This window comes from Pseudoneobacillus rhizosphaerae, assembly GCF_917563885.1.
In the GTDB taxonomy this organism is placed as follows: Bacteria; Bacillota; Bacilli; order Bacillales; family Cytobacillaceae; genus Pseudoneobacillus; species Pseudoneobacillus rhizosphaerae.
On sequence record NZ_CAKJTG010000016.1, the window covers coordinates 25,240 to 49,913 of the forward strand.

21 protein-coding genes are annotated in these 24,674 nt (G+C 35.7%); 18 read left to right on the forward strand and 3 right to left on the reverse strand.

Annotated features, from left to right (window positions below; all coding sequences use genetic code 11):
* The first annotated feature begins 302 nt into the window (after positions 1–302).
* The 9 genes from LRP83_RS14265 (at position 303) to LRP83_RS14305 (ending at position 11,519) form a co-directional block, all read left to right on the forward strand.
* Positions 303–2,624, forward strand: coding sequence for a M20/M25/M40 family metallo-hydrolase (locus tag LRP83_RS14265; protein WP_230497352.1), 2,322 nt, complete (start codon positions 303–305; stop codon positions 2,622–2,624).
* Between the two features lie 452 nt (positions 2,625–3,076).
* Positions 3,077–4,270: a sensor histidine kinase gene (locus LRP83_RS14270; RefSeq protein WP_230497353.1), complete on the forward strand. Its 1,194-nt coding sequence runs from the start codon at positions 3,077–3,079 to the stop codon at positions 4,268–4,270.
* Entirely contained in the window at positions 4,239–4,883 is a 645-nt protein-coding gene (locus tag LRP83_RS14275; protein ID WP_230497354.1) for a response regulator, read from the forward strand. The genes LRP83_RS14270 and LRP83_RS14275 overlap by 32 nt, the downstream gene beginning before the upstream one ends.
* A 124-nt stretch (positions 4,884–5,007) precedes the next feature.
* Entirely contained in the window at positions 5,008–6,510 is a 1,503-nt protein-coding gene (locus tag LRP83_RS14280; RefSeq protein WP_230497355.1) for a serine hydrolase domain-containing protein, read from the forward strand.
* Positions 6,511–6,780: 270 nt separating this feature from the next.
* Entirely contained in the window at positions 6,781–7,203 is a 423-nt protein-coding gene (locus LRP83_RS14285) for an NUDIX hydrolase (protein WP_230497356.1), read from the forward strand.
* 258 nt (positions 7,204–7,461) lie between these two features.
* Complete coding sequence (locus tag LRP83_RS14290; protein ID WP_230497357.1) at positions 7,462–7,983, forward strand: sigma-70 family RNA polymerase sigma factor; 522 nt, start codon at positions 7,462–7,464, stop codon at positions 7,981–7,983.
* A complete protein-coding gene (locus LRP83_RS14295) occupies positions 7,976–8,926 on the forward strand; it encodes a hypothetical protein (RefSeq protein WP_230497358.1) in 951 nt (316 codons plus the stop codon). The genes LRP83_RS14290 and LRP83_RS14295 overlap by 8 nt, the downstream gene beginning before the upstream one ends.
* Before the next feature lie 440 nt (positions 8,927–9,366).
* Positions 9,367–10,557, forward strand: a complete 1,191-nt coding sequence (locus tag LRP83_RS14300) for an MFS transporter (protein WP_230497359.1) — start codon at positions 9,367–9,369, stop codon at positions 10,555–10,557.
* A 14-nt stretch (positions 10,558–10,571) separates the two neighbouring features.
* Positions 10,572–11,519: an aldo/keto reductase family protein gene (locus LRP83_RS14305; protein ID WP_230497360.1), complete on the forward strand. Its 948-nt coding sequence runs from the start codon at positions 10,572–10,574 to the stop codon at positions 11,517–11,519.
* A gap of 38 nt (positions 11,520–11,557) precedes the next feature.
* Here LRP83_RS14305 and LRP83_RS14310 read toward each other — a convergent pair whose 3' ends face one another.
* Positions 11,558–12,145 (reverse strand): DUF624 domain-containing protein, encoded by a 588-nt coding sequence (locus LRP83_RS14310; protein ID WP_230497361.1) that lies wholly within the window; start codon positions 12,143–12,145, stop codon positions 11,558–11,560.
* A 16-nt stretch (positions 12,146–12,161) separates the two neighbouring features.
* Positions 12,162–12,899 (reverse strand): GntR family transcriptional regulator, encoded by a 738-nt coding sequence (locus LRP83_RS14315; protein ID WP_230497362.1) that lies wholly within the window; start codon positions 12,897–12,899, stop codon positions 12,162–12,164.
* Between the two features lie 250 nt (positions 12,900–13,149).
* Here LRP83_RS14315 and LRP83_RS14320 point away from each other — a divergent pair, with 250 nt between their 5' ends.
* The 9 genes from LRP83_RS14320 to LRP83_RS14360 all read left to right on the forward strand — a co-directional run bounded on the left by LRP83_RS14320 (position 13,150) and on the right by LRP83_RS14360 (position 23,353).
* Complete coding sequence (locus LRP83_RS14320) at positions 13,150–14,127, forward strand: N-acetylglucosamine kinase (RefSeq protein ID WP_230497363.1); 978 nt, start codon at positions 13,150–13,152, stop codon at positions 14,125–14,127.
* Positions 14,124–15,455 carry a 6-phospho-beta-glucosidase gene (locus LRP83_RS14325; protein WP_230497364.1) on the forward strand — a complete coding sequence of 444 codons (1,332 nt, stop codon included), beginning with the start codon at positions 14,124–14,126 and terminating at the stop codon, positions 15,453–15,455. Before LRP83_RS14320 ends, LRP83_RS14325 begins: the two co-directional genes overlap by 4 nt.
* Before the next feature lie 115 nt (positions 15,456–15,570).
* Positions 15,571–16,863: an ABC transporter substrate-binding protein gene (locus LRP83_RS14330; protein WP_230497365.1), complete on the forward strand. Its 1,293-nt coding sequence runs from the start codon at positions 15,571–15,573 to the stop codon at positions 16,861–16,863.
* Positions 16,864–16,948: 85 nt separating this feature from the next.
* On the forward strand, positions 16,949–17,869 hold the full coding sequence (locus LRP83_RS14335; RefSeq protein WP_435531359.1) for a carbohydrate ABC transporter permease: 921 nt from the start codon (positions 16,949–16,951) through the stop codon (positions 17,867–17,869).
* Positions 17,870–17,954: 85 nt separating this feature from the next.
* Positions 17,955–18,740 (forward strand): carbohydrate ABC transporter permease, encoded by a 786-nt coding sequence (locus LRP83_RS14340; protein WP_230497413.1) that lies wholly within the window; start codon positions 17,955–17,957, stop codon positions 18,738–18,740.
* A gap of 20 nt (positions 18,741–18,760) precedes the next feature.
* Positions 18,761–19,516: a glucosamine-6-phosphate deaminase gene (gene nagB, locus LRP83_RS14345; protein ID WP_230497366.1), complete on the forward strand. Its 756-nt coding sequence runs from the start codon at positions 18,761–18,763 to the stop codon at positions 19,514–19,516.
* A 323-nt stretch (positions 19,517–19,839) separates the two neighbouring features.
* The gene (locus tag LRP83_RS14350; protein WP_230497367.1) at positions 19,840–20,679 is read left to right on the forward strand and encodes a YitT family protein; all 840 of its coding nucleotides are present in this window, start codon (positions 19,840–19,842) and stop codon (positions 20,677–20,679) included.
* Positions 20,680–21,190: 511 nt separating this feature from the next.
* Positions 21,191–22,168, forward strand: coding sequence for a DnaD domain protein (locus tag LRP83_RS14355; protein ID WP_230497368.1), 978 nt, complete (start codon positions 21,191–21,193; stop codon positions 22,166–22,168).
* Positions 22,169–22,540: 372 nt separating this feature from the next.
* Positions 22,541–23,353: an RQC domain-containing protein gene (locus LRP83_RS14360; protein WP_230497369.1), complete on the forward strand. Its 813-nt coding sequence runs from the start codon at positions 22,541–22,543 to the stop codon at positions 23,351–23,353.
* A gap of 213 nt (positions 23,354–23,566) precedes the next feature.
* Here the strand turns inward: LRP83_RS14360 and LRP83_RS14365 are convergent, their stop codons facing one another.
* The gene (locus tag LRP83_RS14365; protein ID WP_230497370.1) at positions 23,567–24,559 is read right to left on the reverse strand and encodes a Gfo/Idh/MocA family protein; all 993 of its coding nucleotides are present in this window, start codon (positions 24,557–24,559) and stop codon (positions 23,567–23,569) included.
* Positions 24,560–24,674: the final 115 nt, after the last annotated feature.

The window sequence follows — 24,674 nt, forward strand, 5'->3', positions numbered from 1 at the left end:
ACGGGTGGGACAAGGGGACAGGTTCCTTGTCCCGCCATTTTTTTGAATTGAAACAATGCCCACCTATTCCTCGTTCCCATCTCCCAACATCTAAAAACTACTATCACTTTTCCAGCCCCAAACCCTTCGTATTGGATAAAATGCCTATTTTGTCTATTCATGGTGCCTGACGCCATATCCTTTACATGGAAAATAGTACATTTTTCCTATGTTTTTTCAGAAAATTCTTTTTAAAGCATTATGGGTAATATATACTTTATTGGTAGGAATCGTTTATTTTACCATATAAAGGGGGGATTTGATTGGAAACTGTTACATCCACTGAAACAAGACGACCACTAAGAGATGACACAAAGAAGTCTGCACTTTTATTTAATATGATTGTTGCTATTATCATAGGTGCAATTGTCATTAGTCTTTTACAATTGCAATCACCTAAGGTGGTTTCAAGTGATAGTGCAACAACTGAATTTTCTGCTGAAAGAGCATTTTCGCATTTAAAGGAATTTGCCATTTCACCACATCCTCTAGGTTCTAAGGAACATGATAGAGTAAGAGATTATCTTGTTCAGGAGCTTGAAACCTTAGGATTAACCCCTGAAATCCAAAAAGTCAATTCTTTAAATCTACCTAGAACCTGGGTAGCGGGTGGAACGGTTGAGAATATTGTTGCGAAAATTGATGGCACAAACTCAAGTAAAGCGATTATGTTGGTCGCCCATTATGATTCGGTTGCGGGGGGACCAGGTGTAGCAGATGATGGGGCTGGAGTAGCTGCAATCTTAGAAACAGTTCGAGCATTAAAGGAAAACAAACCATTGAAAAATGACATCATCATCCTGCTAACGGATGGAGAAGAAAATGGCTTGCTAGGGGCAAAAGCCTTTGTGGAGGAGCATCCATGGGTTCAGAATGTTGGTTTAGTGTTGAATTTTGAAGCGCGTGGAAACGAAGGTCCTGCCTTTATGTTTGAAACAAGTGATAACAATGGTTGGCTTGTAAAAGAATTTGTTAAAGCCGCACCAACGCCTGTATCACATTCCTTCATCTATAATTTATATAAACTAATGCCTAATGATACGGATTTGTCTGTATTTAAAGAAGCTGGGTTAAACGGGCTGAACTTTGCGTTTGGTGAGGGTGTTGGTCATTATCATACAACAAGCGATAATTTGGAAGAATTGAGCAAAGAAAGTCTTCAGCATCATGGCGAATATATGATAAGTCTTACAAAGCATTTTGGAAACTTAGATTTAACGGAAGCAAAAAAAGGGAATCAACTTTTTTTTAATATTTTCGGTTCTTTCATGATTACCTATTCGGATCAACTTGTGATTCCGTTTATGTTTATAGTTGTTATTTTATTTGCTATTACGATGGTACATGGATATAAACGTAAAAAACTTACCATACGTGGTACTTTAGGAGGTTTACTAGTCAATCTGGGAGGATTAGTAGGTTCTTTCTTGATTGGATTAGGATTATGGAGTCTACTTACATTCCTATATTCTGAGAAACAATGGATTTTAGGAACGAATAACACAATCGGGACTACCTACTTAATAAGTTTTTCATTAGTCGTTTTTGCTTTTATAAATATTCTATATAGATTGACAAATAAGAAGGCAAAAGTGGGTAGCATGATGATGGGTGCCCTACTTACATGGCTAATCCTGGTCGTAGTCACAAGCATACTTCTCTCGGATGGAAGCTACGTATTTACATGGCCGTTGCTGTTTGCACTCATCGGGGTCAATATTTGGATGAAATTAGAAATGGACTCCTGGAAAAGTCACCTGGTGATTGTTGGGTTTTCCATTCCTGCTTTCTTGATCTTGATACCTGTTATTTACCTTATCTATATGTTAGCTTCCATGGAACTTGCCAGTGTACTAATGGTTTTCGTCGCTCTACTCGGGTCGTTGCTCATTCCTATCTTTAGTACTTTAAAAATTAAAACGAATTGGGTGATGCCTACTGAATTTTTAACAGTGGGAATCCTTTTCATCTTAGTTAATAGCATTACCATCCATAATATGCCAACATCAGAACATCAAAAAGCTAGTGATATCAGCTATTTCATGAATGAAGATACCAATAAAGCATATTGGGTAGCTCGACATCCTTTAGATGACTATACGTCAAATTATATTAATGAAGATATAAAGAAGGGTAATACTTCTGAATTCTTTCCCATAATCAAATGGGATGTACAGTATGCCGAGGCAGATCATTATAATATGAAAGCACCTAGTGTAACCGTCATAAAAGATGAAGTAGAAGCCGGGAAGCGGACAATTGAATATCTGTTAAAAACCAATCGTCAGGCAGAAGAAATGATTTTGCAGTCAGTATCAAAGTTAAAGGTTTCACAACTGCTTATTAATCATAAGAAAATAGAATTAACCAAAAAACAATATTCAAAAGACGAACCATTTCTACTCACGTACATTGTCGGTCAACTGGGGGAAGTGAATGTACAGGTAACCGTTGATGCAAATGATTCGGTTGAATGGATAGTCGCGGACCGTTCCTACTCGATTCCAGAAATAAAAGGGGAGCGCCCAGTAGAATATAGTACCTATGGAGATAATTCATTTGCGATGAGGACAATACGGGAGTAAATAGATGATTGTTATGATTAAAGTTAGGAAAGCCACTAGGAACATTCCAAAACTTTGATGATATCTGTTTTTTATGGTATTGATGGATTTAATACCTCAAAATTGGAACATGTCAAACTAAACCGTTTGGGATTTTATATCTTCCCAAGCGGTTTTTATTTTTGGTAGCAAATAGATTTCGAATCTAATTAAACGATACGTTGTGAGTTGTTTAACGATACGCAGACAATGGAACAAGGGGACAGGTTCCTTGTCCCGCCATTTTTTTGAATTGAAACAATGCCCCACCTATTCCTCGTTCCCATCTCCCAACATCTAAAAAACTACTATCACTTTTTCAGCCCAAAACCCTTCAATATTACTACCCCCAGACAAATAAAAAATGGTAAAATAGACCAATAAGTGAAGTTGCTTAAATAACACTCAGACTAAACTAATTAGGAGACTAATAGATGAGCAATAAACATACAAACTGGACATGGGTAGATACGGTTTTTAGTGGAATCCGAGTATTGTGGTTATTATTGTGGGTGATGATTTTTGTAAGCAATGCTGACTTTCATGATGGGATGATACCTTTTTGGGGACTGTTACTCTGGGTGTTCCTTGCCTTTCTCGTTCCACAGTTTTTCTTATTCCCTACGAATCTATCGCTCCCAAGCTACTATGTTGCTGAGTTCCTATTTTCGGGTAGTCTTTACGGGTTTTTGTTACTGTTTGTGGGTTCGGACTCCTCTTTGATGTTAATTCCAATGATTAGTATGGGCTTATATTTTTCACATCGGAAAATTTGGTACGGGGTTACAAGTATTGGTTTAATCATCCCCATTATTGGTCTTTTTTTTAACAGTGAATCTGTAGTCGTTTTGCTCACACATCTATTAAACAATGTGATTGCGCTCGGTGTAGGCTTCAGTTTTAATCGAATGGTTGTGTTATTAAATGAAAATCAGGAACAGAAACGGGTGCTAGAGCAGTATGCCAAAAAGGTTGAGAGTTTAACCTTGTTAGAAGAGCGGAACCGTATGGCGGGTGAATTACATGATACGATTGGTCATACGTTTACCTCAGTTATAGTTGGTATCGACGGTGTGATCGCGAATTTAAAGCGCTCCGATAAGGAAAGAGCAGAAAGCAAGCTTTTGATTTTAAGGGATTTGACGCGAAAGAGTCTTGAGGATCTACGAAAAAATATTCATGGAATGGCAGATGCAACGGAGGAGTTAGGATCGTTCATTGACAGGTTGGCAGTCTTATCAAATGAATTTTCTATGAATACAGGAACAAAGGTAAGCTTCCAATACTTCGGATTGGAGCACGACCTTAGCCATCATGCAGAGCACACATTGATGCGCTGTCTTCAAGAAGCATTGACCAATGCAAAAAGGCATGGAAATGCTCAAACGATAGATGTGAAGTTAGATTATAAGAAAGAACAGGTGTCATTGACGATCCTTGATAATGGAAAAGGCACTGATACCATTCAATTAGGATTCGGTTTAAATAGTATGAAACAGAGACTACAAGCTCTTAATGGCAACCTAGAGATTAAAGCTGAATCCGGAGAGGGCATGGAGCTTATTTGCACTATACCAATTCAAGGGGAATTAATAGATGAAAACCATAAAATTGCTCATCGTGGATGATCAGGAAATGATTCGTGAAGGATTACATGACAGTTTTTTATTAGATGATGCGATAGAGGTAGTTGGATTAGCGGAAAATGGTGAAAAAGCGGTCGAACTTTGTGAAAAAGAGCTGCCTGATATTTTGTTAATGGACGTTCGAATGCCTGTCTTGAATGGAGTTGAGGCCACAAAAATCATCAAGATGAGATGGCCGGAAATTCGGATTATCATTCTTACGACTTTCCAAGAGATTGAATTTGTCACTGAAGCATTAAAAGCCGGAGCGGAAGGTTATCTTTTAAAGGCTATTGATCCGATTGACTTATTATCTGCGGTAAAGCTTGTTTCCAGTGGAGGGACTTTCATCTCAAAAGAAATTGCTACTTTATTAATAAATCAGATGAATGAACCGAAGCATAAGAGAAGTCCAGCTAAGGATTATGGGTTAACCGAGAGAGAAACGGAAGTATTGCGCTGTCTTGCCGAAGGAATGAACAATGCCGAAATCTCGGCGCATTTATTTTTATCAGAAGGAACGGTAAAAAATTATATTTCTAACATCTATGCAAAGTTTGAGTTACATGATCGCTTAAAGGTCGCCCGAAAAGCAAAGGATGAGGGTGTCATATAGCTTGAGCATATATGACTGCAGTCATATCTTTCCGAGTGTCTTCCATAATATGACTGCAGTCACTATTAATACCCCTTTGTCTATTTGATAATGTGATAGACGATACAAAAAGGGGATGAAAGTTTTGAAAAAAATAATGTTCATTTTATTATGCGCGATTTTAGTTTTTATGAATGGTAACTTAGGCATGCAACTTGTAGAAGCCAAGAAAGAAAGTAACGAATTTGAACACATAGATACGTATTTACAAAAGCAGATGAAGGAGCAGGCCATTGCCGGATTAGCTTATGTGATTGTTCAAGGGGAGGAAATCGTTCATTCAGAGGCGTTTGGAAAGGCGGATATTGGGAGGGAATTGACAACAAACACGCCGATGAAGCTTGCCTCTTTAAGTAAATCCTTTACAGCTTTAGCGATTATGCAGCTGGTCGATCAAGGAAAAGTTGATTTAGATGCACCTATCAAACGATATATTCCATGGTTTCGACTGAAAGACAAAGAGGCAGCGGCGAGTATTACGATCCGACATTTATTAAATCAAACAAGTGGACTTCCATCTGAAGTGGTCATTGGGAAGGATTTAATGAACAAGTCATTAGAGGAAACGGTAAGACTCATGAAAAAAGTGGACCCAATTCAACCAGCAGGAACAAAATTTGAGTACTCCAATTTAAACTATGTCAGTTTAGGCCTAGTGGTTGAATATGTAACAGGGATACAGCTAGCGGATTATATTGAAACACAGATTTTAACCCCATTAAACATGAATGACTCCTACACTTCTGTAGAGGAAGCGAAGAAACATAGCTTATCTAAAGATTTTACTTCATGGTTCGGTATGTTATTACCAACAAAGTCCCTTCTAAGTGATTTACCGAATTTTTTAGCTAGCGGTTATATGGTTTCGAGTGCAGAAGACATGGGTAACTATTTATTGATGTATATGAATCAAGGGGAAACGAAAGGGAAAACGGTCGTCTCAAAAGAAGCAGTTCAGACCATGCAGACACCATCTAAGGTTGCAGAGATGACTTTAAATGATGAATATTTTGGTCAATATGCAATGGGGTGGTGGGAAAGAGAAGTTCAGGGCACAAGGGTGGTCGGACATTCTGGAGATTTACCTTCGGTAGCAAGAACAGATATGTATATCCTCCCTGAAAAACAAATGGGTATCGTCATCTTAACGAATACGAATACGGGTAGATTCGCACCTGGCGATTCTCATATCAGTACAGATGGTGTGATTAGCATGCTCTCAGGCAAAGAGTACCTTGAAGAGCACAGTCAGAGCTTTACCAAATACTATCTAATTTTTGATAGTATTGTTGCTTTCCTATTCATAGGTTTGCTTTGGTATGGTACAAGGATCGTAAAGAATAGAAAGCAAACAAAACCCATAACAAAATATTCAATCATCACCATGATCCTACAAATAACCGTCCCACCCGTATTATTCATAGCTGCACCAACCTTACTAAAAATACCATCCTGGAGCTTCTTTTACTGCGTCCAAGCAGATATCGTAAGCGTAATCCTATTCACCATGCTAGTGTTCTTTGTTATTGGTGTGGTTAGAATGCTCCAAGTGGTGACAAGCACCGCAGTTATCAAATTAAGTAAATAATGGGAAGGTGGCTTTAGTGTAAACTCTGACACGAATCAGATCCAAATTAAGCACATACAAGAATCGGTTTCAGGCACTCGATGTGGACATTTGTCTACGGCGAGTGCCTGAAACCTTTTTCTCTAGTGTGGACTTACAAGAGCCAGGAAAAGCTGACATTTGAACAAAAAACAATATATACCCTTCCTTCACGGACCATTAAATTAATTAGAAGGAATTTCCATAAAAAAACAGAATAGTTTCATTAATGATAATGTATGGGGTGATTCTTTGAAAACTTGGTATGGTTCAGCTGGAGTCTGTATAAATGATAAATCAGAGATTCTTATGGTTCTACAAGGTACACCAGAAGAAATCAAAACTTGGTCGATTCCTTCAGGAGGTCTGGAAAAGGGCGAGACGTTTGAAGTTTGTTGTAAAAGAGAAATAGAAGAGGAAACAGGTTATTTAGTTAACATTGTTCAGGAGTTACAAATTAAAAAAGGATTTTACGAAGAGCATGACTTAAATTATGAGGCCCATTACTTTTTAGTTAAGGTTATTGGTGGCAGCAGAAAAATCCAAGACCCCGATCAGCTTATTTATGATATTCGTTGGGTATCATTAGAATCGCTTAAAACATTAGAATTAACATTTCCAGAAGACAGGGAATATTTATTAAGCTTTATCCAAAAAGATGAAGCTGTAAAATAAACTATTTTAGATCAGCGAGGGGTTGGCGAATACAAAGGATCATTAGAAAAGCAGAATTATCAGATGCGCAAGGAAATTGCAAAGGTTCACTTAGATTGTTGGAGAACAATCAATCCTAAATATGCCCAGTACTAACTCCCGCACAAAGAATTGCAATATATCGTCCTTTAAAGGGCGATTATTTTTTTTGAAATAAATTAATTAAAGCCAAACGGACAATTTGCACGTCTAATAAGTGAAATGGGAGGTGGCTATTGATTGCTAGAATTAGTTAAGAAAGCTCAAAAAGGTAATGATAAAGCATTTTTGGCATTATTCCAGGAATATGAACAAGAAATTTATAGAATGGCTTTTGTATATGTGAAAAATCAAAGCGATGCACTGGATGTGGTTCAAGAAACAGCATATCGTTCATTCAAAACAATCAAAAATTTAAAAGAACCTAAATATTTTAAAACTTGGTTAATTAGAATTGCGGTTAACTGTTCACTAGATTTACTTCGAAAACAGAAAAAAGTAGTTCAATTAAAGCCAGAATTTGAGGGGGATTTTTCGGACGATATAAACGAAGATATTGATTTAGAAATAACGGTTCGCGACTTAATCAAACGGTTAAATGAAGACGAAAAAAGCATTATTCTTTTAAGATTTTACCAAGGGTTAACCTTCAAAGAGGTATCGGAAACATTAGATATTCCCTTGGGTACGGCAAAGACAGTTTTATATAGAGCATTAGACAAATTACGAAAAAATTTGAAGGGAGATGATTTTTATGAGTAATAAGATTAAACAAGAAATTAATAAAATTGATATACCCAAGGAACTTAGTGAAAGAAGTAAAATGGGGGTTTCTCAAGCAAAGGAAGAAATGAAAAGTGCTAGAAAAAGATTTAATCTAAAAGGCTTCGGTATTGCTGCTGCTTTACTTGTGTCTCTTGGAACATTCACCTTATTTAATAACGGTACTCCAGATAATACAACTGGTAATCAAACTGAACTCGTTGTTAATAAAGATGGAAGTGTGGAAATCCCTGCTATTCAATTACCCGAGGACAATTCAAGTGCGGATATGATTGGCTTAATTGTATATAACGGTAAAATTTATACCCAAACAAGGACAGTGATAGATACAGAAGATGCAAAAGCTATTATAGGTGATAAACTCGGAACTACTAAAGGAACAATAGATGAATGGAGTGAACAAAAAGCCTATGATGAAGAGTTCGCTTCGACGATTGGAAAAACAGATGTTTATTCTGTAAAAGGATACGATAAGGACTTTAGGGTTATGACTTACCAAGAACAAGATGGTAAGGGGTATGCAGAGTTTTATGAAAACCTTAACGGAATGACAATAAATAGTGGCGAAGATGTATTTGGTGAATTAAAAATGGTAGGTAGCGTATCCTCTGCAAAATATAGAACATTCAGCGATTGGAATAACAGTATTGAAAATTATCAACCAATTACAGATTTCGAAACATTAAATACCTTTGTTGCAGAGCTAATTAAGGCAAAACCATTCCTTCGTGGTCAAAATTCAGACCCAATAGGAAATTCACGAACAGACGAGCAATTTAGGGAATTAAGTATTAAATTGAATGACGGTTCTACAGTTAATCTTACTCTTCTTAAAGATGGGTATATTTATTATGGATATATGAGTGCTTATTTTCAGATGAATGAGGATGTATTCTCAAAAATGTGGGAACAAATTCAGTAATTTATCCAAGTTTGTGAAGAGGTGTCCTTAAACTATTGGATGGCTTTTGTTTAATAAGACATGCTCGGATTTACGATGTCAAAAGCTCTTTAAAGAATAAAAGAATGGCGTGTATAACTGTTGTCAGTTCACACGCCATTTTTATTGTTATTTATAGGATATGCACCTCAAAATGGAACGGTTTAATAAAAATTAGGGAGTGGTCTTTTGTTGTTAAAATTTGCTCACTTTTGGATGTTAGACGGTTTAAGAATATAACGAAAACGAACATCACCAAGTAGTGGTAGGAATATGTAAAAAGATAATTTCAGGATGAAATTAAAGACGCAAGCCGAAATGCATTTTTAAATATTCAAATTATATATTGACTATAATTTGTAATAACAATAAAATTATTTGTAATAACAACTTTTTATTCGAATAACAAAAAAGGGGACAGTATGAAATACTTACTAACTAAATATAGAAATCCACGAACAATGTTGATCACTATTATGTTCTTTTATTACCTTTCAATGGGAATATTAATCCCTTATCTTCCACTTTTGGTAAGTAGAACTGTCGATGCGAAGCAGGTGGGCTTTTTAATGGCAGTGGGGGCCATAACTTTGATGGTAATGCAACCCATATGGGGGTGGTTTTCAGATAAGTATAGTATTAAGCTTGTGTTGATTATATCTATAATCGGGACAATGACAGCAACTGTATTCTTTCCATTTGCCAGTGGTTCTGCAACTTGGTTACTAATATTGTCTATTTATTTTATTTTCCAGAGTCCGATAGCAACATTAATTGACACACTTGTAGTTACTAATTTTACTGAAACCTTTGGAAGAATTAGATTGTGGGGGTCAATAGGATTTGGTATTGCTGTTTTTCTAGGAAGCAATTTTCTAGGGAATTTAATATACATTCTCCACCTGGGCCTTTTAATTGTTACATTAGCGTTTGTCCTTTTCATTAAATTACCTAAAAAACAAAATTCATCAGTAGTAAGTAACTTTGCAATTAGTAAGTTTCTACACGTGTTTCGAATAGGTCCAATGTTTATCGTATTAGTATCGCTATTATTTACAGCTATTTCAATAAAAGGTAATGCAACATTTTATTCTATTGGGCTAAATGAATTACATGTATATGGTTTATTGTTAGGAACAGCATGGCTATTACAGGTGTTCCCAGAGATTGGTGTTTTTATATTTGTTGATAAACTATCTAAGAAAGTTACTCCTTGGACATTAGTGATAATCGGAGTATCTGTTTTTGCGGTTCATTTTTCATTGTTAGGCTACTTTCATACAATTTGGGCATGGATCCTACTTCAACCATTAGTTAGTATTGCTTTTTGTTTTTGGTATAGTGGTGCAATAAGATTAGTAAAGAGTCTAGTTCCTACAGAGTTCCAAGCTACAGGACAATCTGTTTTTTCAGCAGTTTGTAACGGGTTAGGTGGTATGTCAGGAAGTATCATAAGTGGTGTTATTGTAAGCACTTGGAATGTTTTTGTATTCTATCGCATTGCGGGGTTGCTATGCTTAGGAACAGCAATATTAATTTATTTGATGAAAGGGTATGTTGAAAAAAACAAAGCAGAAAATTTATCCATAGAAACGTTTAGTAGATTACCATAAAAGGAGAATCGTATATGAAGTATAGAAATCTTGGAAGGTCTGGTTTAAAAGTTAGTGAGATAAGTTTAGGAAGTTGGTTAACATATGGGAAATCAGTCGAAGAAAATGTTGCATCAAAAATTATACATAGAGCATTCGAACTAGGTATTAATTTCTTCGACTCTGCTAATGTATACGAAAATGGTAGAGGCGAAGTAGTAATGGCTAACGCTTTAAAATCATTTCCGCGTGAACAATATATAATCACAACGAAAGCTTTTTGGCCAATGGGGGATGGACCAAACGACAAAGGGTTATCACGTAAACACATCTTTGAACAAGTACACGCAAGTCTCCGTAGAATGAATTTAGATTATATTGATATTTTTTATTGTCATCGCTACGATGCTGAAACACCAGTTGAGGAAACGTTACGTACAATTGACGATTTACTACGTCAAGGAAAAATCTTATATGTAGGTGTTAGTGAATGGACAGCTAGGCAGATAGAAGAAGCTATTTCGGTTGCAGATAAATACTTACTAGATAAAATTGTAGTAAACCAGCCACAATATAATCTTTTTCATAGAGTGATTGAGGAAGAAATTATTCCAGTATCTAATAAACACGGAATATCACAAGTAGTCTTTTCTCCATTGGCACAAGGTGTTTTAACAGGAAAGTATAATAAGGGTGAAATGCCAAAGGACAGTAGAGCATCAAAAGAAAGTATTAATATGTATATAAAGAATTATTTAACACAAGAAAAGCTAAACAAGGTGGGAGCTTTAAGTGAGATTGCAGCGCAAAATAACCTATCCTTGTCTCAATTAGCACTTGCGTGGGTTTTGAGTCAACCGAATGTAGCAAGTGCAATTATTGGTTCCAGTAAATTGGAGCAATTAGAAGAGAATGTGAAGGCTAGTTCAATTGTTTTAAGTGAGGACACTCTAGTTAAGGTGGAGAATATTATTTCAAATTAATAAAGAGGAACCTCTTGGGGTTCCTCTTTATAGTGTTTTTAAGTGATATTAGTAATCTTGCTAAATGACTTTGCACATGTCCTGTAAACATTATAAGCGCAAGTACTAAAGATAAATAAAAGAGTCATAGGATACGTATAAAAAATAATGAAGCTAGCTCCTATGAAACATAATGCAATAAATGTGGAAATAAAAAATTTAAATGAATAGATGATTGAGAACATAAACACCTTTAACACTGTTAGGTTGTAATGAACGGTAACCGGAATCAAATAAACAGTGTGAAAAATAAAGATAACTGCTAATACAACAACAAGTACCCACAAAATTTCTATTTCTATTGCACGTAAGAAAAAAAGATAAAATAATATGGAGAACCCGGTGATGCTCCAAATAAAACCTATAATCATACTTTGTTTAAAATTCTCTTTAAACAATAATGTGAAATCTTTCAACGCATTAAGATTTATTTCTTCTTCTTGTAATGATTTTCGTATAACCCCGAACATTGCAGAAGTAGACGCAAATAAAGTGATGACGGGCAAACTAAAAAGAATCCAGAGCATGTTTAGGAAGAAGAAGTAAGCGACTACCTCTAATATTTTATAAAAAGTGTTTTTCACCATGTTTCACACCTTATTATCATAATTCTGTGTACATGCGCTCAATTGTAAATTTAGAGAGATCTCCTCTAAATAATGCATTGGAGTATTCTATTGGAATTAACTTATCATTATAAGTAACCGTTTCGAGTGAAAAAATAGGTGATCCTACGGGAATCCCTATATAACTACTTGCTTCTTCTGTTGCTAAAACAGGTTCAAGCGCTTCAACTGTTTTATGAATGATGACATTATATTTATTTTTTAACAACTGAAAGAGAGAACTTTTACAATCTTCTTCATCATTAATAAGTCCAGGAGCAATTTTCCAAGGAATGTATGAAATCTCATATTGTAAAGGTTCATCGTTAGCATATCTAACTCGAACTAATTGGTTAATAGGGTCATTTTCTTCTATTTTTAGGTGTTGAGCGAGCGTGAAATCTGCTGGTACAACTTTTAAATCAATAATTTCAGTTTTCGGTTCATAACCTTGTTCCATCAACTGGCTAGCAAAACCTTTCCATGCTGTGGTTAAGGATTGTTTGATTTTGGGTTTTGTGACAAATGTGCCTTTGCCTTGTACTTTGTTGATACGGCCTTCCATCACTAACTGTTGGAGAGCAATTCTTACGGTTGTCCTACTTACATTATATTCCTCACATAATTCCATCTCTGTTGGAAGTTTATCGCCTACCTGAAATTTGCCACTTTGAATGGCTTCAATGATTTGATTTTTAACTAATATGTATAGGGAAGCCTCTTGTTTATCGTTCATTTTATCCTCCTTGAATATGTTGTAACAAATTGAGGTTGTATTAAAAGTTTCATGAGTAAATTATATAGTTAAATCTTGATTTGGTAAACAAAAATAACTTTGCAGAAAATTCATTAATTTTAGTTATTGACTATTTGTTATACCAAATTTTATAATGGTTATAACAAATGAAAGCGTTTTATTATTTTTTATAGACTTATACAATTACAAAAATATGAGAGCCTATAGGTTTTCTTAAGGACGTGTATGAATGGTTTACATAATGGGTGTTGATGGTGGTGGCAGTAAAACATATTGTGTCATCTGTGACGAACGAGGAGAAAGGATTGGATTTGGATTAGCTGGTTGTGGAAATTACCAAATGGTGGGGATTAATGATGCCTACCATAATATTCAATCCTCCATCCAAAGTGCTTTATCAGACGCTAGTTTAAAAATAGATGATATTAGTTTTGTACAATTTGGTTTAGCGGGAGCTGATAGACCTAAAGATTTTGCAATCCTAAACAATGCTCTTGAAAAACTTGGATTTAATCGTTGGGACTTAGTGTGTGACACAATGGAAGGATTGCGAACAGGCTCGCCCACAAATATAGGTGTTGTTTTAATTTGCGGATCTGGCACAAATAGCGCAGGGAGGAATAGTGATGGGGCTACTGCCCAAACTGGCGGGTTTGGATATTTGTATGGTGATTGGGCTGGGGGATATTCAATGGCTCAAGAAACGTTTAGAACTGCAGTGAGATCCCATGAGATGAGGGAGTCACCATCGTTACTTACTCAAGAGGTTCCTAAATTTTTTGGTTTTAACAGTATGGGGGAATTATTGCAAGATTTTCTTGATAGAGATGTAACTTCCGTACCAGCGGATTTAACACAATTGTTACATCAAGTAGCGGATAAACATGATCCATTAGCTATAAGTATTTTAGAAAAGACTGGGAAGGAATTAGGTTTGGCAGCTATTTCCGTCATTAAGAAACTAGGAAAGTTTGAAACTACCATTCCAATTGTATTAACTGGAAGTGTTTTGCAAAAAGGAAAAAATAAAAGTTTATTAGACTCAATTTTGACCACTGTGAAAATGGAAATATCAGATGTTGAGCTAATAATACCTAATATGGAGCCAGTCTACGGTTCGGTTATGTTAGCGATGGATCATTTAGGACTTCCTGTTACGGATGACATCATGAAAAAATTCGAAGAATATGGAGGGTATGAAAAGTGAAAAAAAGTTTAAAAATTGCTGTTATTGGTGGAGGTTCGTCGTACACTCCTGAATTAATCGAAGGGTTCATTAAACGTCAAGACATTTTACCAATAAGAGAACTATATCTAGTAGATATAGAAAAGGGGCGTAAAAAACTAGAAATTGTTGGTGCGTTAGCAAAGAGAATGCTTGAAAAAGCGAATAGCACCATAGATTTGAAACTTACTTATGATCGACGAGAGGCCATTAAGGATGCGGATTTCGTTATTACTCAAATTAGAGTAGGTTTATTAGAAGCACGAGCAAGAGATGAACATATTCCACTTCGATACAATTGCATCGGACAAGAAACAACAGGTGCAGGTGGTTTTGCAAAAGCCTTAAGAACGATACCAGTAATATTAGATATATGTAAAGATATTGAAGACTTAGCTCCAAATGCAATGCTTTTAAACTTCGCCAATCCGGCAGGTATCTTAACTGAAGCTGTTTTAAAACATACAAATGTGAAAACAATTGGTCTATGTAATATTCCAATCGGGACGAAAATGCAAATTGCTAAGTTATGTGAGACAGACGTGTCTAATGTTTATTTAGAAATGATTGGAATCAATCATTTGAACTGGACAACAAGGATTCTGGTGGAAGGTAACGATATAACAAAGGAAGTATTAACGAAAGCATCTAGTTCAAGTGGGTTAACAATGAAGAATGTCCCTGATTTTGGTTGGGATGCTAATTTTCTAACATCACTTGGTGCACTACCTTGTGCGTATCATAGGTACTTTTACATGAAAGAACAAATGCTAAAAGAGCAACTAGATTCTTTTAAGACTACTGGAACTCGAGCTCAAGTTGTAAAAAGAGTAGAAGATGAGTTGTTCGAGTTATATAAAGACCCTGAACTAGATATTAAGCCACCTCAATTACAAGAAAGAGGAGGAGCCTATTATTCTGAAGCAGCATTAGATTTAATTTTATCTATTTATACAAATAAAGGAGATATTCAAACGGTAAACGTCAAGAATAACGGAATAATTCCTTGTTTGCCAAATGATGCAGCGGTTGAAGTGAACTGTGTCATTAATTCTGATGGTGCACATCCAATACAGCCAAGAGTGGAGATTGCTCCACAAATTAGAGGGTTATTACAACTTGTGAAAGCTTATGAGGAATTAACGGTGATTGCTGGTGTAACTGGAGACTATAAAACGGCTTTGCAAGCTTTAACCATTCATCCACTTGTCGGATCAGTAGAACTAGCTGAAAAGATACTGAAAGATATTTTAGTAGAAAATAAAGATTATTTACCTCAATTCAACAAGAGAGAAGTATTGCAAAATTAATAATTTCTATATTTGTACTTATCGATTAAGTACTTATATATGTAAAATTCAGAAAGGAGTTTAGGGGAGAGAAAATACTTACACTTAAAAAATAGTATTCCAAGGGGGAAAACTTATGTTTGCGAAGAAATCACTTTACTCAATTTTGTTAATATTTATTTTGTTAGTTGCAGGGTGTAGTTCAAAAGAAAAAACAAATTCCGAATCCGATTCGGACTCCGATTCCGATGGAAATATTGAACTAGTCGTTTGGACGTTTGGAAGTACTGGATATGAGAAATTTTTAGACGAATATAAGAAAATTAAGCCAAATGTTACAATTCGTTTTCAAAATGCCGATTTAGCAGACCATCATAACAACTTATTTACGGCAATTTCGGCTGGCAGTGGTGCTCCTGATATCGCAATGATTGAAGCCGGCTACATTGATCAGTACCGTGAAGCAGAAGATAAGTTTGAAAACTTATATGACTTAGGGGCAAAGGATATTCAATCCAATTACTTAGATTGGACTTGGGCAAATGCTGAGAGTGCAGATAAAAGTTTCTTATTTGGTATTCCTACTGATATTGGACCTACTGTAATGTATTATCGCACAGATGTATTCGAAGAAGCTGGTTTACCAACAGATCCAGAGGAAGTACACGCATTGACAAGCACTTGGGATGACTTTAGAAAAGTTGCAAATCAAGTTAAAGAGAAAACTGGTAAGCCTATGACGGATAACGTAAACTTAATTTATTACTCAATCCGTGACCAGTCTCCTGAAACATATTTTAATAGAGAAGATGAGTTAATTATAGATAATTCTCCGTACATTAAAAATGCTTATGACTACTCTATCCAATTAATTAACGATGGTGTAGTCGGGAAAATAAGTATGTGGACTCCTGAGTGGGGAACAGCTATGAATGATGGTAGTTTTGGAGTTATGTTAGCACCTTCTTGGATGCAAAATGTCATTAAAGGAAATGCTCCTGATGCTGCAGGAAAATGGTCCATCACACACTTACCCGAAGGAGCAGGAAACTGGGGAGGTTCTTATTTAGGAATTCCGTCTCAAACAAAACATGCTGATGAAGCATATGCATTTGTTTCGTGGTTACTCTCACCAGAAAACCAGCTTAAATCATTTACAGAAGAAGGTTTATTCCCATCTACTCCATCCGTCTACAGCAATCCTGCGTTTACTAACTTCTCTGACGAGTATTTTAGTGGAGTAAATACGGCTAAACTATTCTCTGAAGCAGCTGAGCAAGTAAAAAGTGCATACACAGGACCTGGATATGCGATTGCTAACACGGAAATTGGTACGGCTCTAGAGAATGTGAATACAGAAGGCAAAGATCCTGAAAAAGAATGGAAAGATGCACTAGATCGGATTACACGTCAATTAGAAAGAAGATAAAATGGGATCTTCAAAATAAGGTTGGTTATGGCAACCAACCTTATTTTGATTTTGTATAGGAAGTGAGGGGGAAGGCTTGCCTGAAATACAAACGAAAAATAATACTACTAAAGTGTTGAAAATGCCTTATTTTACAGAAAGAAAAAAAGAGTCTTTAACAGGGTATTTGTATATATCGCCATTCTTTATTTTATTTACTATTTTTAGTATTTTTCCTATATTTTTCAGTTTTTATTTAGCATTTCATCGTTGGAATGGACTAGGAGAAATGCAGTATGTAGGTTGGCGGAATTTCAAGCTTATATTAGATGACCCGATGTTTTGGAAGTCAATATCCAATACTTTCATTATGGCTCTAATGGGTACACTCCCACAGTTAATCGTTGCATTTTTATTGGCCTATGCCTTAAATTCTTCCATTGTACGTTTTAAAAACTTTTTCCGTATTTCTATTTTTATGCCTAATGTAACTTCCATTGTTGCAGTGGCAATTGTTTTTGGAACTATTTATACTAACTCAGAAACTGGCATAATGAACGTAGTCTTATCGTACTTCAACATTTCTCCGATAAATTGGGGGTCTAATGAATGGGGATTGAAGGTTGCTATTTCTACAATGGTATTCTGGCGATGGGTAGGTTATAACACCATCATATATTTAGCTGGAATGCAAAGTATTCCAAATGAATTGTATGAAGCCGCTAAAATTGATGGTGCTAGTTTGTGGCAACAAATTAGATATATTACTTTACCTTTGATGAAACCCGTTATTATTTTTACTGTATTTGTCTCTACTATTGGTTCCCTCCAATTATTCACGGAGCCTCTTGTTTTCTTAGGGCGAACAATGAGAGAAGAAGGTATTACAATGGTACTTTACCTATACCGTGAAGCGTTTATGAATAATGCATTTGGAACGGCCTCAGCTTCGGCAGTAATATTATTTTTTATTATTATCATCATATCGGTTATTAATCTATTAGTCGCTAATAGATTAGGAAAATAATATAGAAGGAGGGAGAGTGTTGATAATTAAAAAGAAATTATCTAAGAATAAACCAAACATATTCACAAAGCTATTTCTTTATTTAATGTTGTTTTCCGGTGCTCTTCTATCATTATTCCCTTTTTATTGGATGTTCGTTATTGCAACAAATCCGAATCATGTAGTAAACAGAGTTCCACCAGCAATGCTGCCTGGTGAACATCTCGTCATTAATTTTAAAAATGTACTAGAGACCATTCCTTTTTTTGGTGCCTTATACAATTCTTTCTTAGTTTCAACAACTGTAACTGTTTCTGTGTTGTTTTTAAGCTCACTAGCAGGGTACGCTTTTGCAAAATTACGTTTTAAAGGGAAGAATGTACTGTTTGTTTTTATATTAGTAACCATGATGATACCTTCTCAATTAGGACTAATTCCTTCCTATGTAATAATTACAAAGTTAGGTTGGATAAGTGATTTGCGGGCATTGATTGTACCTGGGATGGTAAGTGCCTTTGGGATATTTTGGATGAGGCAATATATAAAAGAAGCCATTCCGGATGAACTAGTGGAAGCAGCCAAAATAGATGGATGTTCACAGTTGAGAATTTATTGGACGATTGTAGTACCATTAATCTTGCCTGCATTCGCTACACTGGGGATCATAACGTATATGGGTGTTTGGAATGATTTTATGTGGCCGTTAGTGGTCTTAAAAGATGAATCTGTTCACACGATTCAGGTAGCGGTAAGGCTATTGAACGATGCATATGTGAGAGATTATGGAATGATTATGTCGGGGACTTTCTGGGCTACCGTACCTTTAGTAGTTATTTTCTTAGTGTTTAACAAATTCTTTATAGAAAGCCTTACAAAGGGGGCTGTAAAGTAGTTTGGATATGGAGGTAAAGGATGAATATAGTTATTACGGATGATTACAGTTCTTTAAGTACCTATGTAGCAAAACAAATAGTTACTACGATTAAAAATAACAAACATACTGTCTTGGGTTTACCAACAGGAGGTACACCTGAAGGCATGTATAAAGAGCTTGTGAAGATGTATAACCATGGTGAGGTAGATTTTTCAAGTGTTAAAACATTTAACCTAGATGAATATATTGGATTATCAAAAGAGCATTCTCAAAGCTATTACTATTATATGAAAAGGAATTTATTCAATCATGTAAACCTGAAGCGAGAAAATGTACATGTACCATATAGCAATACGAAAAACATGCAGGTAACGTGTGAGGAGTATGAGCGTGAAATAGATTATGCTGGTGGAATCGATTTAATGATTTTAGGAATCGGTCTTAATGGTCATATTGGATTCAATGAACCTGGTTCTTCTGCTACAGATACAACTCGAATAGTTGACTTAGACGAAAGCACAATAGTTGCTAATTCTAGGTATTTTAGCAGTTTAAAGGATGTACCTAAAAAAGGAATCACGATAGGAATTAAGACGATATTAAAAAGTAAAAAAATCATATTAATTGCCTCAGGTTTAAATAAATCACAAATTATTAGTGAAGTTCTAGAAAATGAACCTACGTCGAAAATACCTGCAACATATTTAAAACTTCATCCAAATGTACAATTAGTTTTAGATAAAGATGCATCTAGTAATTTAGATCCGAGTTTATTTTGTACAACTAATACATGAATTCCGAGCGGGTGGAGAAAAGAAGACGGAGACAAGTAGAAGCCAGTTTAAACATGGCTTATTTGTACTAACTTGGGATAAATCCCAGATGTTCTACTACTAGGTAAAAGTCTTCTATCATTTTAGAAAACGACATCTTGAAATTTTTAGAGAGGCCTTTCATTAAGTCAGTGAACTTAATGGAGGCCTCTTTTTTTATGGCTATCTTACCCCTTAACTTAAATCCTAATAAATAACCTACTACTGTACGAGTTAATTGCTAAACGATATAATGATGAGAGTTTGTGCCTGAGTAAGTATTTTTATTAGCAGTGAGGTAGAGTATGAAAAAAACAACCAGAGACATCATTTTTATCATTATTGGTGCATTTCTTTTTGCGTTAGGTGTTAATTTATTTGTTATTCCGAACGAGTTTGGGGAAGGCGGGGTAACGGGTATCACAATTATTACCTACTATTTATTTGAGTGGTCACCAGGTTTAGTCAATTTAATTTTGAATGCATTTTTATTAATGATTGGTTATAAATTTTTGAATAAGATAACAACGATTTATACGATTATTGCAGTGGTTTTTAATTCGCTTTTTCTTCATCTGACAGAAGGTTGGAATATTGCTTCTGATGAATTGATGGTGAATGCTATTTTTGGAGGAGTCATTATAGGGGCTGGGATTGGCTTAGTTATTCGGGTTGGTGGAACAACAGCAGGTACTACCATCTTAGCAAGGATTACACATAAGTTTTTAGGATGGAATATTAGCTATGGTCTATTGTTTTTTGATTTAATCGTCGCTTTTTCATCTTATTTTATCATTGGTGCAGAAAAGTTGATGCTGACAATTATTATGCTATATGTGGGAACGAAAGTGATGGAATTTGTAATCGAAGGCTTGAATCCGAAGAAGGCCATTACGATTATTTCTGATAAACCGGATGACATTGCCAAACAGGTAACTACATTAATGGACAGAGGGGTAACCGTATACTCGGGTCATGGTTATTACACAAAAACCCCAAAGGAAATTCTTTATATTGTTATTAGTAAGCAAGAAGTAATAAAGTTGAAACGAATTGTTCAATCAACTGATCCGAATGCTTTCATCGCTATACACGATGTTCGTGATGTGTTCGGAGAAGGATTTATTGATATTTCTAAAGCATAATAAGAGGCTGTTTTAAAAGAGTTTGAATATGAAGATTTGGTATTTGAGAGGTATCTACCTGTTTTAATTACTAATCTACATGTACTTAAGTGCTAGGCACAACTTATGGACAACTGTCCATATAGTGTGCCTGGTACTTTTTTTTTCGTTGCCTGACACATCTTCCCAAGCGGTTTTTATTTTTGGTAGCAAATAGATTTCGAATCTACAGGAAGAATTAAACGATACGATAAAAGTTGTTTAACGATACGTGGACAAAAAGAAGAAGAAAAATAAAAAGAAAATAAAACAACAACAACAAAAAGAAAAAGTCTTATAACCAATGATAGAGAAAAATCTAAGCATAGAAAAATGATCGTGACATAGATGCTGAAAAAAAAATTTTGATCTGGTTTTTCAAATATCACTTTTTGAAAATATGCACAAGTTTAATAAAATGCATATGTCCATTTGCGTCTTTAATCACTATATATTCTATGAAGAGTAATTTTTATAGAAAGGGTGGTTGAAGATGGCAAAGTTTAGAATGGTGAGAGTTGATTTTTGGAGGAACCCAGTGGTTTTAGAGGAGATGTCTCCAGAGGATAAGTACTTTTATCTATATCTTCTAACGAATCCGAATACAACTCAAATTGGAATCTATCAAATCACAAAGAAACAAATGGCGTTTGATTTGGGTTATTCGATTGAGAGTGTTCATGCGTTAATGGAGCGATTCATCCATCATCACAAGGTCATTCGTTACAATCCTGAAACACGTGAACTCGCGATTAAAAACTGGGGGAAATACAACCTCCAAAAAGGCGGAAAACCGATCATGGATTGTATTTATTCCGAATTAAATGAGGTTGTTGATAAATCACTGATTCAATATGTATCGGAATCAATTCCAAAAGGAGAAATTTGTAGTGTCTATCAATCCTTTTGTAAACAAGTAGAGGATTCGACAAGTAAGGCAGAAGTAAGTGACCAAGATGACCATGATACATACTTACATACCGAAAGTGAAGAGTATTACGACTTGTTAATGCCTTCTTTAACCCTATCTGGACAAGAAAAACAACCAATAGTGTTAATGCCAATACTAGAAAACTTAAACCTGGATAAACCATGCATTCATAATCCGGAAAAGGAAGCTGTCAAAGAAATTATCGAGTTTTGGGACGACAACGGATTCGGTTATTCGAATCTGAATGCCAAACAGCAGCTGTTAGCGTGGTTAGATGACTCTACCTTTATACAGCCGAAACTGGTTATATTGAAAGCGATGAATATTGCTTGTGCCAACAACAAGAGAAAACTAAGCTATATCATTGGCATTCTTAAAAACTGGGAAAATGAATCGTTATTGTCGGTTGAAGAAATTGATGCCTATCAGGAAAACTCAAATACGTTACAAAAGCATAAACAATCGACCGAATCGAAACCTTCTGGCAGAGATATTCCAGGTAAATTTGTACTTAATCTTACAGCAGGTGAAGATTGTTAAGTATGGTGGAAAAAGGCATTCCTAGGAAGTTTGATGAAGGCGGATTATTTGCTTAAGGATACGGGTATTCAACCAATCGCCTGGCAAATACAAGGCATCAAGAATTATTCGTAGAATGTTGGCGTTTACTCAAGCGGGTAAGAATGTGGATCTCTTTTACATTTACCACCTTGCCTGACCCTGGACATAGGATCCATTATTTGCGTTAGAAGTCATTTTTTATAGTATTTGCCGGTTAATCATGGGTTTTATGAATGATTGTAGTATTATATGATTAAATAAGTAAGAGACTGGAAAGAAAGTGGTTAAAGGCTATACGATTGCTTTTTTAAAGTTTCTTAATCTTTTTAAAAAATAAAGAGGGATTTCAACATGAGAAAAAAAGTGCATAGAGTTAAAGTGGAATTAGACGCAGGCGGAATTAAACAGTTATCTGACCTTGAAATAAAAACAATCCTCCGTGGAGCTGATGATTTAATCATGAGTGGTGGACGAGTGCTATTAGCCAAGATTCTAGCCGGTTCAAAGGATAAGAAACTACTTGAGCTTGAGCTTGATACGAGTCCTGTATACGGAGCTTTAAAGGGACAATCGCAGAAGGAGATACTTGCCAAAATTGATTGGATGATTCTTAAGCGATACTTAGCTATTGATTATGATAATCGATTCCCTCTATTAGTCTATACAGATAAAGGTTGGGAGATTGAAAGGGAAACGTACTCCGATGAATTATTGGGTAAGCTTGAGCAGGCAGCGGCAAATAAAGAATATGAATTTGTAAAAACACTTCAGGAGCGAGACCGCGGTTTGATTTTCCTCTTTTTAGATAAGATAGAAGCTTCAGGGAAAAAGGAGCTAGTAACGATTCTCAGAGCCTGGAAGGAAGTTGCCTATAAAAAAGTTAAAGTTAAGATTCATGAAGTGATAGATACTTTAGAAAAGGTAGAAAAAGAGGAAACACCTCCGTACGAAAATGAAAGTCAAATCGTTTCATTTAACGCACTTAAAAAGTGGCGCTCTATTCCGGAAATTCATCGAAAACAAATAGAACGGAACGTATTTTGTGTGTCATGTCTTGATGCCGTACATATTCAAAACTATACCGTAAAAGAAGACCAAGGAGTCATTAGTCTACACGGTCAATGTGGAAATTGTGGGCATGCGGTAGCGAGAGTTGTTGATTAGAAATTCAAGTGTCAGGCACTCTCCGTGACTTTCCCATTTTAGATTGATAAAGGGTAAATAATAGAAATTATTACGAGAGAGTCTCAAAAGCATATGTTTTTGGGACTCCCTCTCTATTAAGTACATTGTACTTTCCACACGGATTAAATGCCCATTTTGTCTTTTTTATGGTGCCAGACGCTATAGCCCTAAGGCTGTTCCCACAAAAGGTTCCTACAGCAAATTAATCAGAATACGATCGCAGAGTGCCATTGTATTCACATTATCACGTCCATTTGAAGTAGGCTTCTCACCACTTATACAACAGTCTATAAAATGAGCCATTTCCCCAACGAAACCTCGTAAATAAAGGTCTCTATAAGTTCCAGACATAGGTGATGCAGAGGGTGTATATACAGTGTCTGTCTCTTTAAGAGATTTCCATGGTAGATCATCAAATGTTTGCGATTCGTGAACTGTAAGCGTATTAACTTCATCAGCAAAAGCAAATCCGTTATCAAACGTAACAAGCATATTTTCACTTTCACGCGACCAAGCCGTCATCCCTGCTAAATAAAGGCTACCAACGACGCCATTTTCAAACTTTAACGAAATACTATGAGTGATAAACTCATTGTCACTATTTTTAAACCCCGTTACTTGTACAACTTCTCCAAATAAATAGCGAACCAGATCAACAACGTGTATAGCAGCAAACTTCATAAATTGTTCTTCATTTTTGCAGAAGGAGGTGCTGTCCACTGCAAATCTTCCTTGAAACGATCGCACAGTACCTAGTTTACCACCCATAATTAACTCTTTTAACTTTGTATAACAAGGGGCATAGCGTTTCATAAAGCCAACCATTAATGTAACACCAGCTTCTTCAGCAGCGTCTGCAATTTCAGCAGCTTCATCAGCACTCATCCCAAGAGGCTTTTCAACATAAACATTTTTGCCGGCTTTGATACAATCTAGCACGAGAGAAGGATGATCCTCAGGTTGAGCAACCACAACAACTCCGTCACATTCTTCATTTTCTAACATCTTTTTATAGTCATCGTAAGGGGAACCAGTGCTTCCAAAACGTTGAAGAGCAGCTTTGGAACGATCGATATTACGAGTAGAAATGGCTTGGATTTCTGCTCCCGCTTCAATGGCAGAAGGGTAAATGTTTGTTGATGCATGAAATCCTGCACCTATAAAACAGAGACTGGCTTTTTTCACTAGTATCGCTCCTATGTGTCTATCCTTATAATGGATACATTTTTTGTATCAAATCAAAAATAGCATGAATTCCCATTGATTGTCCATTGCCATTAAATACATAGATATTCTATGT

Excerpts from the sequence above, each read along its gene's own strand:
- LRP83_RS14270 (WP_230497353.1), top strand. The coding sequence starts at position 3,077 with ATGAGCAATAAACATACAAACTGGACATGGGTAGATACGGTTTTTAGT.
- LRP83_RS14275 (WP_230497354.1), top strand. The coding sequence starts at position 4,239 with ATGAAAACCATAAAATTGCTCATCGTGGATGATCAGGAAATGATTCGT.
- LRP83_RS14295 (WP_230497358.1), top strand. The coding sequence starts at position 7,976 with ATGAGTAATAAGATTAAACAAGAAATTAATAAAATTGATATACCCAAG.
- LRP83_RS14300 (WP_230497359.1), top strand. The coding sequence starts at position 9,367 with ATGAAATACTTACTAACTAAATATAGAAATCCACGAACAATGTTGATC.
- LRP83_RS14305 (WP_230497360.1), top strand. The coding sequence starts at position 10,572 with ATGAAGTATAGAAATCTTGGAAGGTCTGGTTTAAAAGTTAGTGAGATA.
- LRP83_RS14310 (WP_230497361.1), bottom strand. The coding sequence starts at position 12,145 with ATGGTGAAAAACACTTTTTATAAAATATTAGAGGTAGTCGCTTACTTC.
- LRP83_RS14315 (WP_230497362.1), bottom strand. The coding sequence starts at position 12,899 with ATGAACGATAAACAAGAGGCTTCCCTATACATATTAGTTAAAAATCAA.
- LRP83_RS14320 (WP_230497363.1), top strand. The coding sequence starts at position 13,150 with ATGGTTTACATAATGGGTGTTGATGGTGGTGGCAGTAAAACATATTGT.
- LRP83_RS14330 (WP_230497365.1), top strand. The coding sequence starts at position 15,571 with ATGTTTGCGAAGAAATCACTTTACTCAATTTTGTTAATATTTATTTTG.
- LRP83_RS14340 (WP_230497413.1), top strand. The coding sequence starts at position 17,955 with ATGTTGTTTTCCGGTGCTCTTCTATCATTATTCCCTTTTTATTGGATG.
- nagB (WP_230497366.1), top strand. The coding sequence starts at position 18,761 with ATGAATATAGTTATTACGGATGATTACAGTTCTTTAAGTACCTATGTA.
- LRP83_RS14350 (WP_230497367.1), top strand. The coding sequence starts at position 19,840 with ATGAAAAAAACAACCAGAGACATCATTTTTATCATTATTGGTGCATTT.
- LRP83_RS14355 (WP_230497368.1), top strand. The coding sequence starts at position 21,191 with ATGGCAAAGTTTAGAATGGTGAGAGTTGATTTTTGGAGGAACCCAGTG.
- LRP83_RS14360 (WP_230497369.1), top strand. The coding sequence starts at position 22,541 with ATGAGAAAAAAAGTGCATAGAGTTAAAGTGGAATTAGACGCAGGCGGA.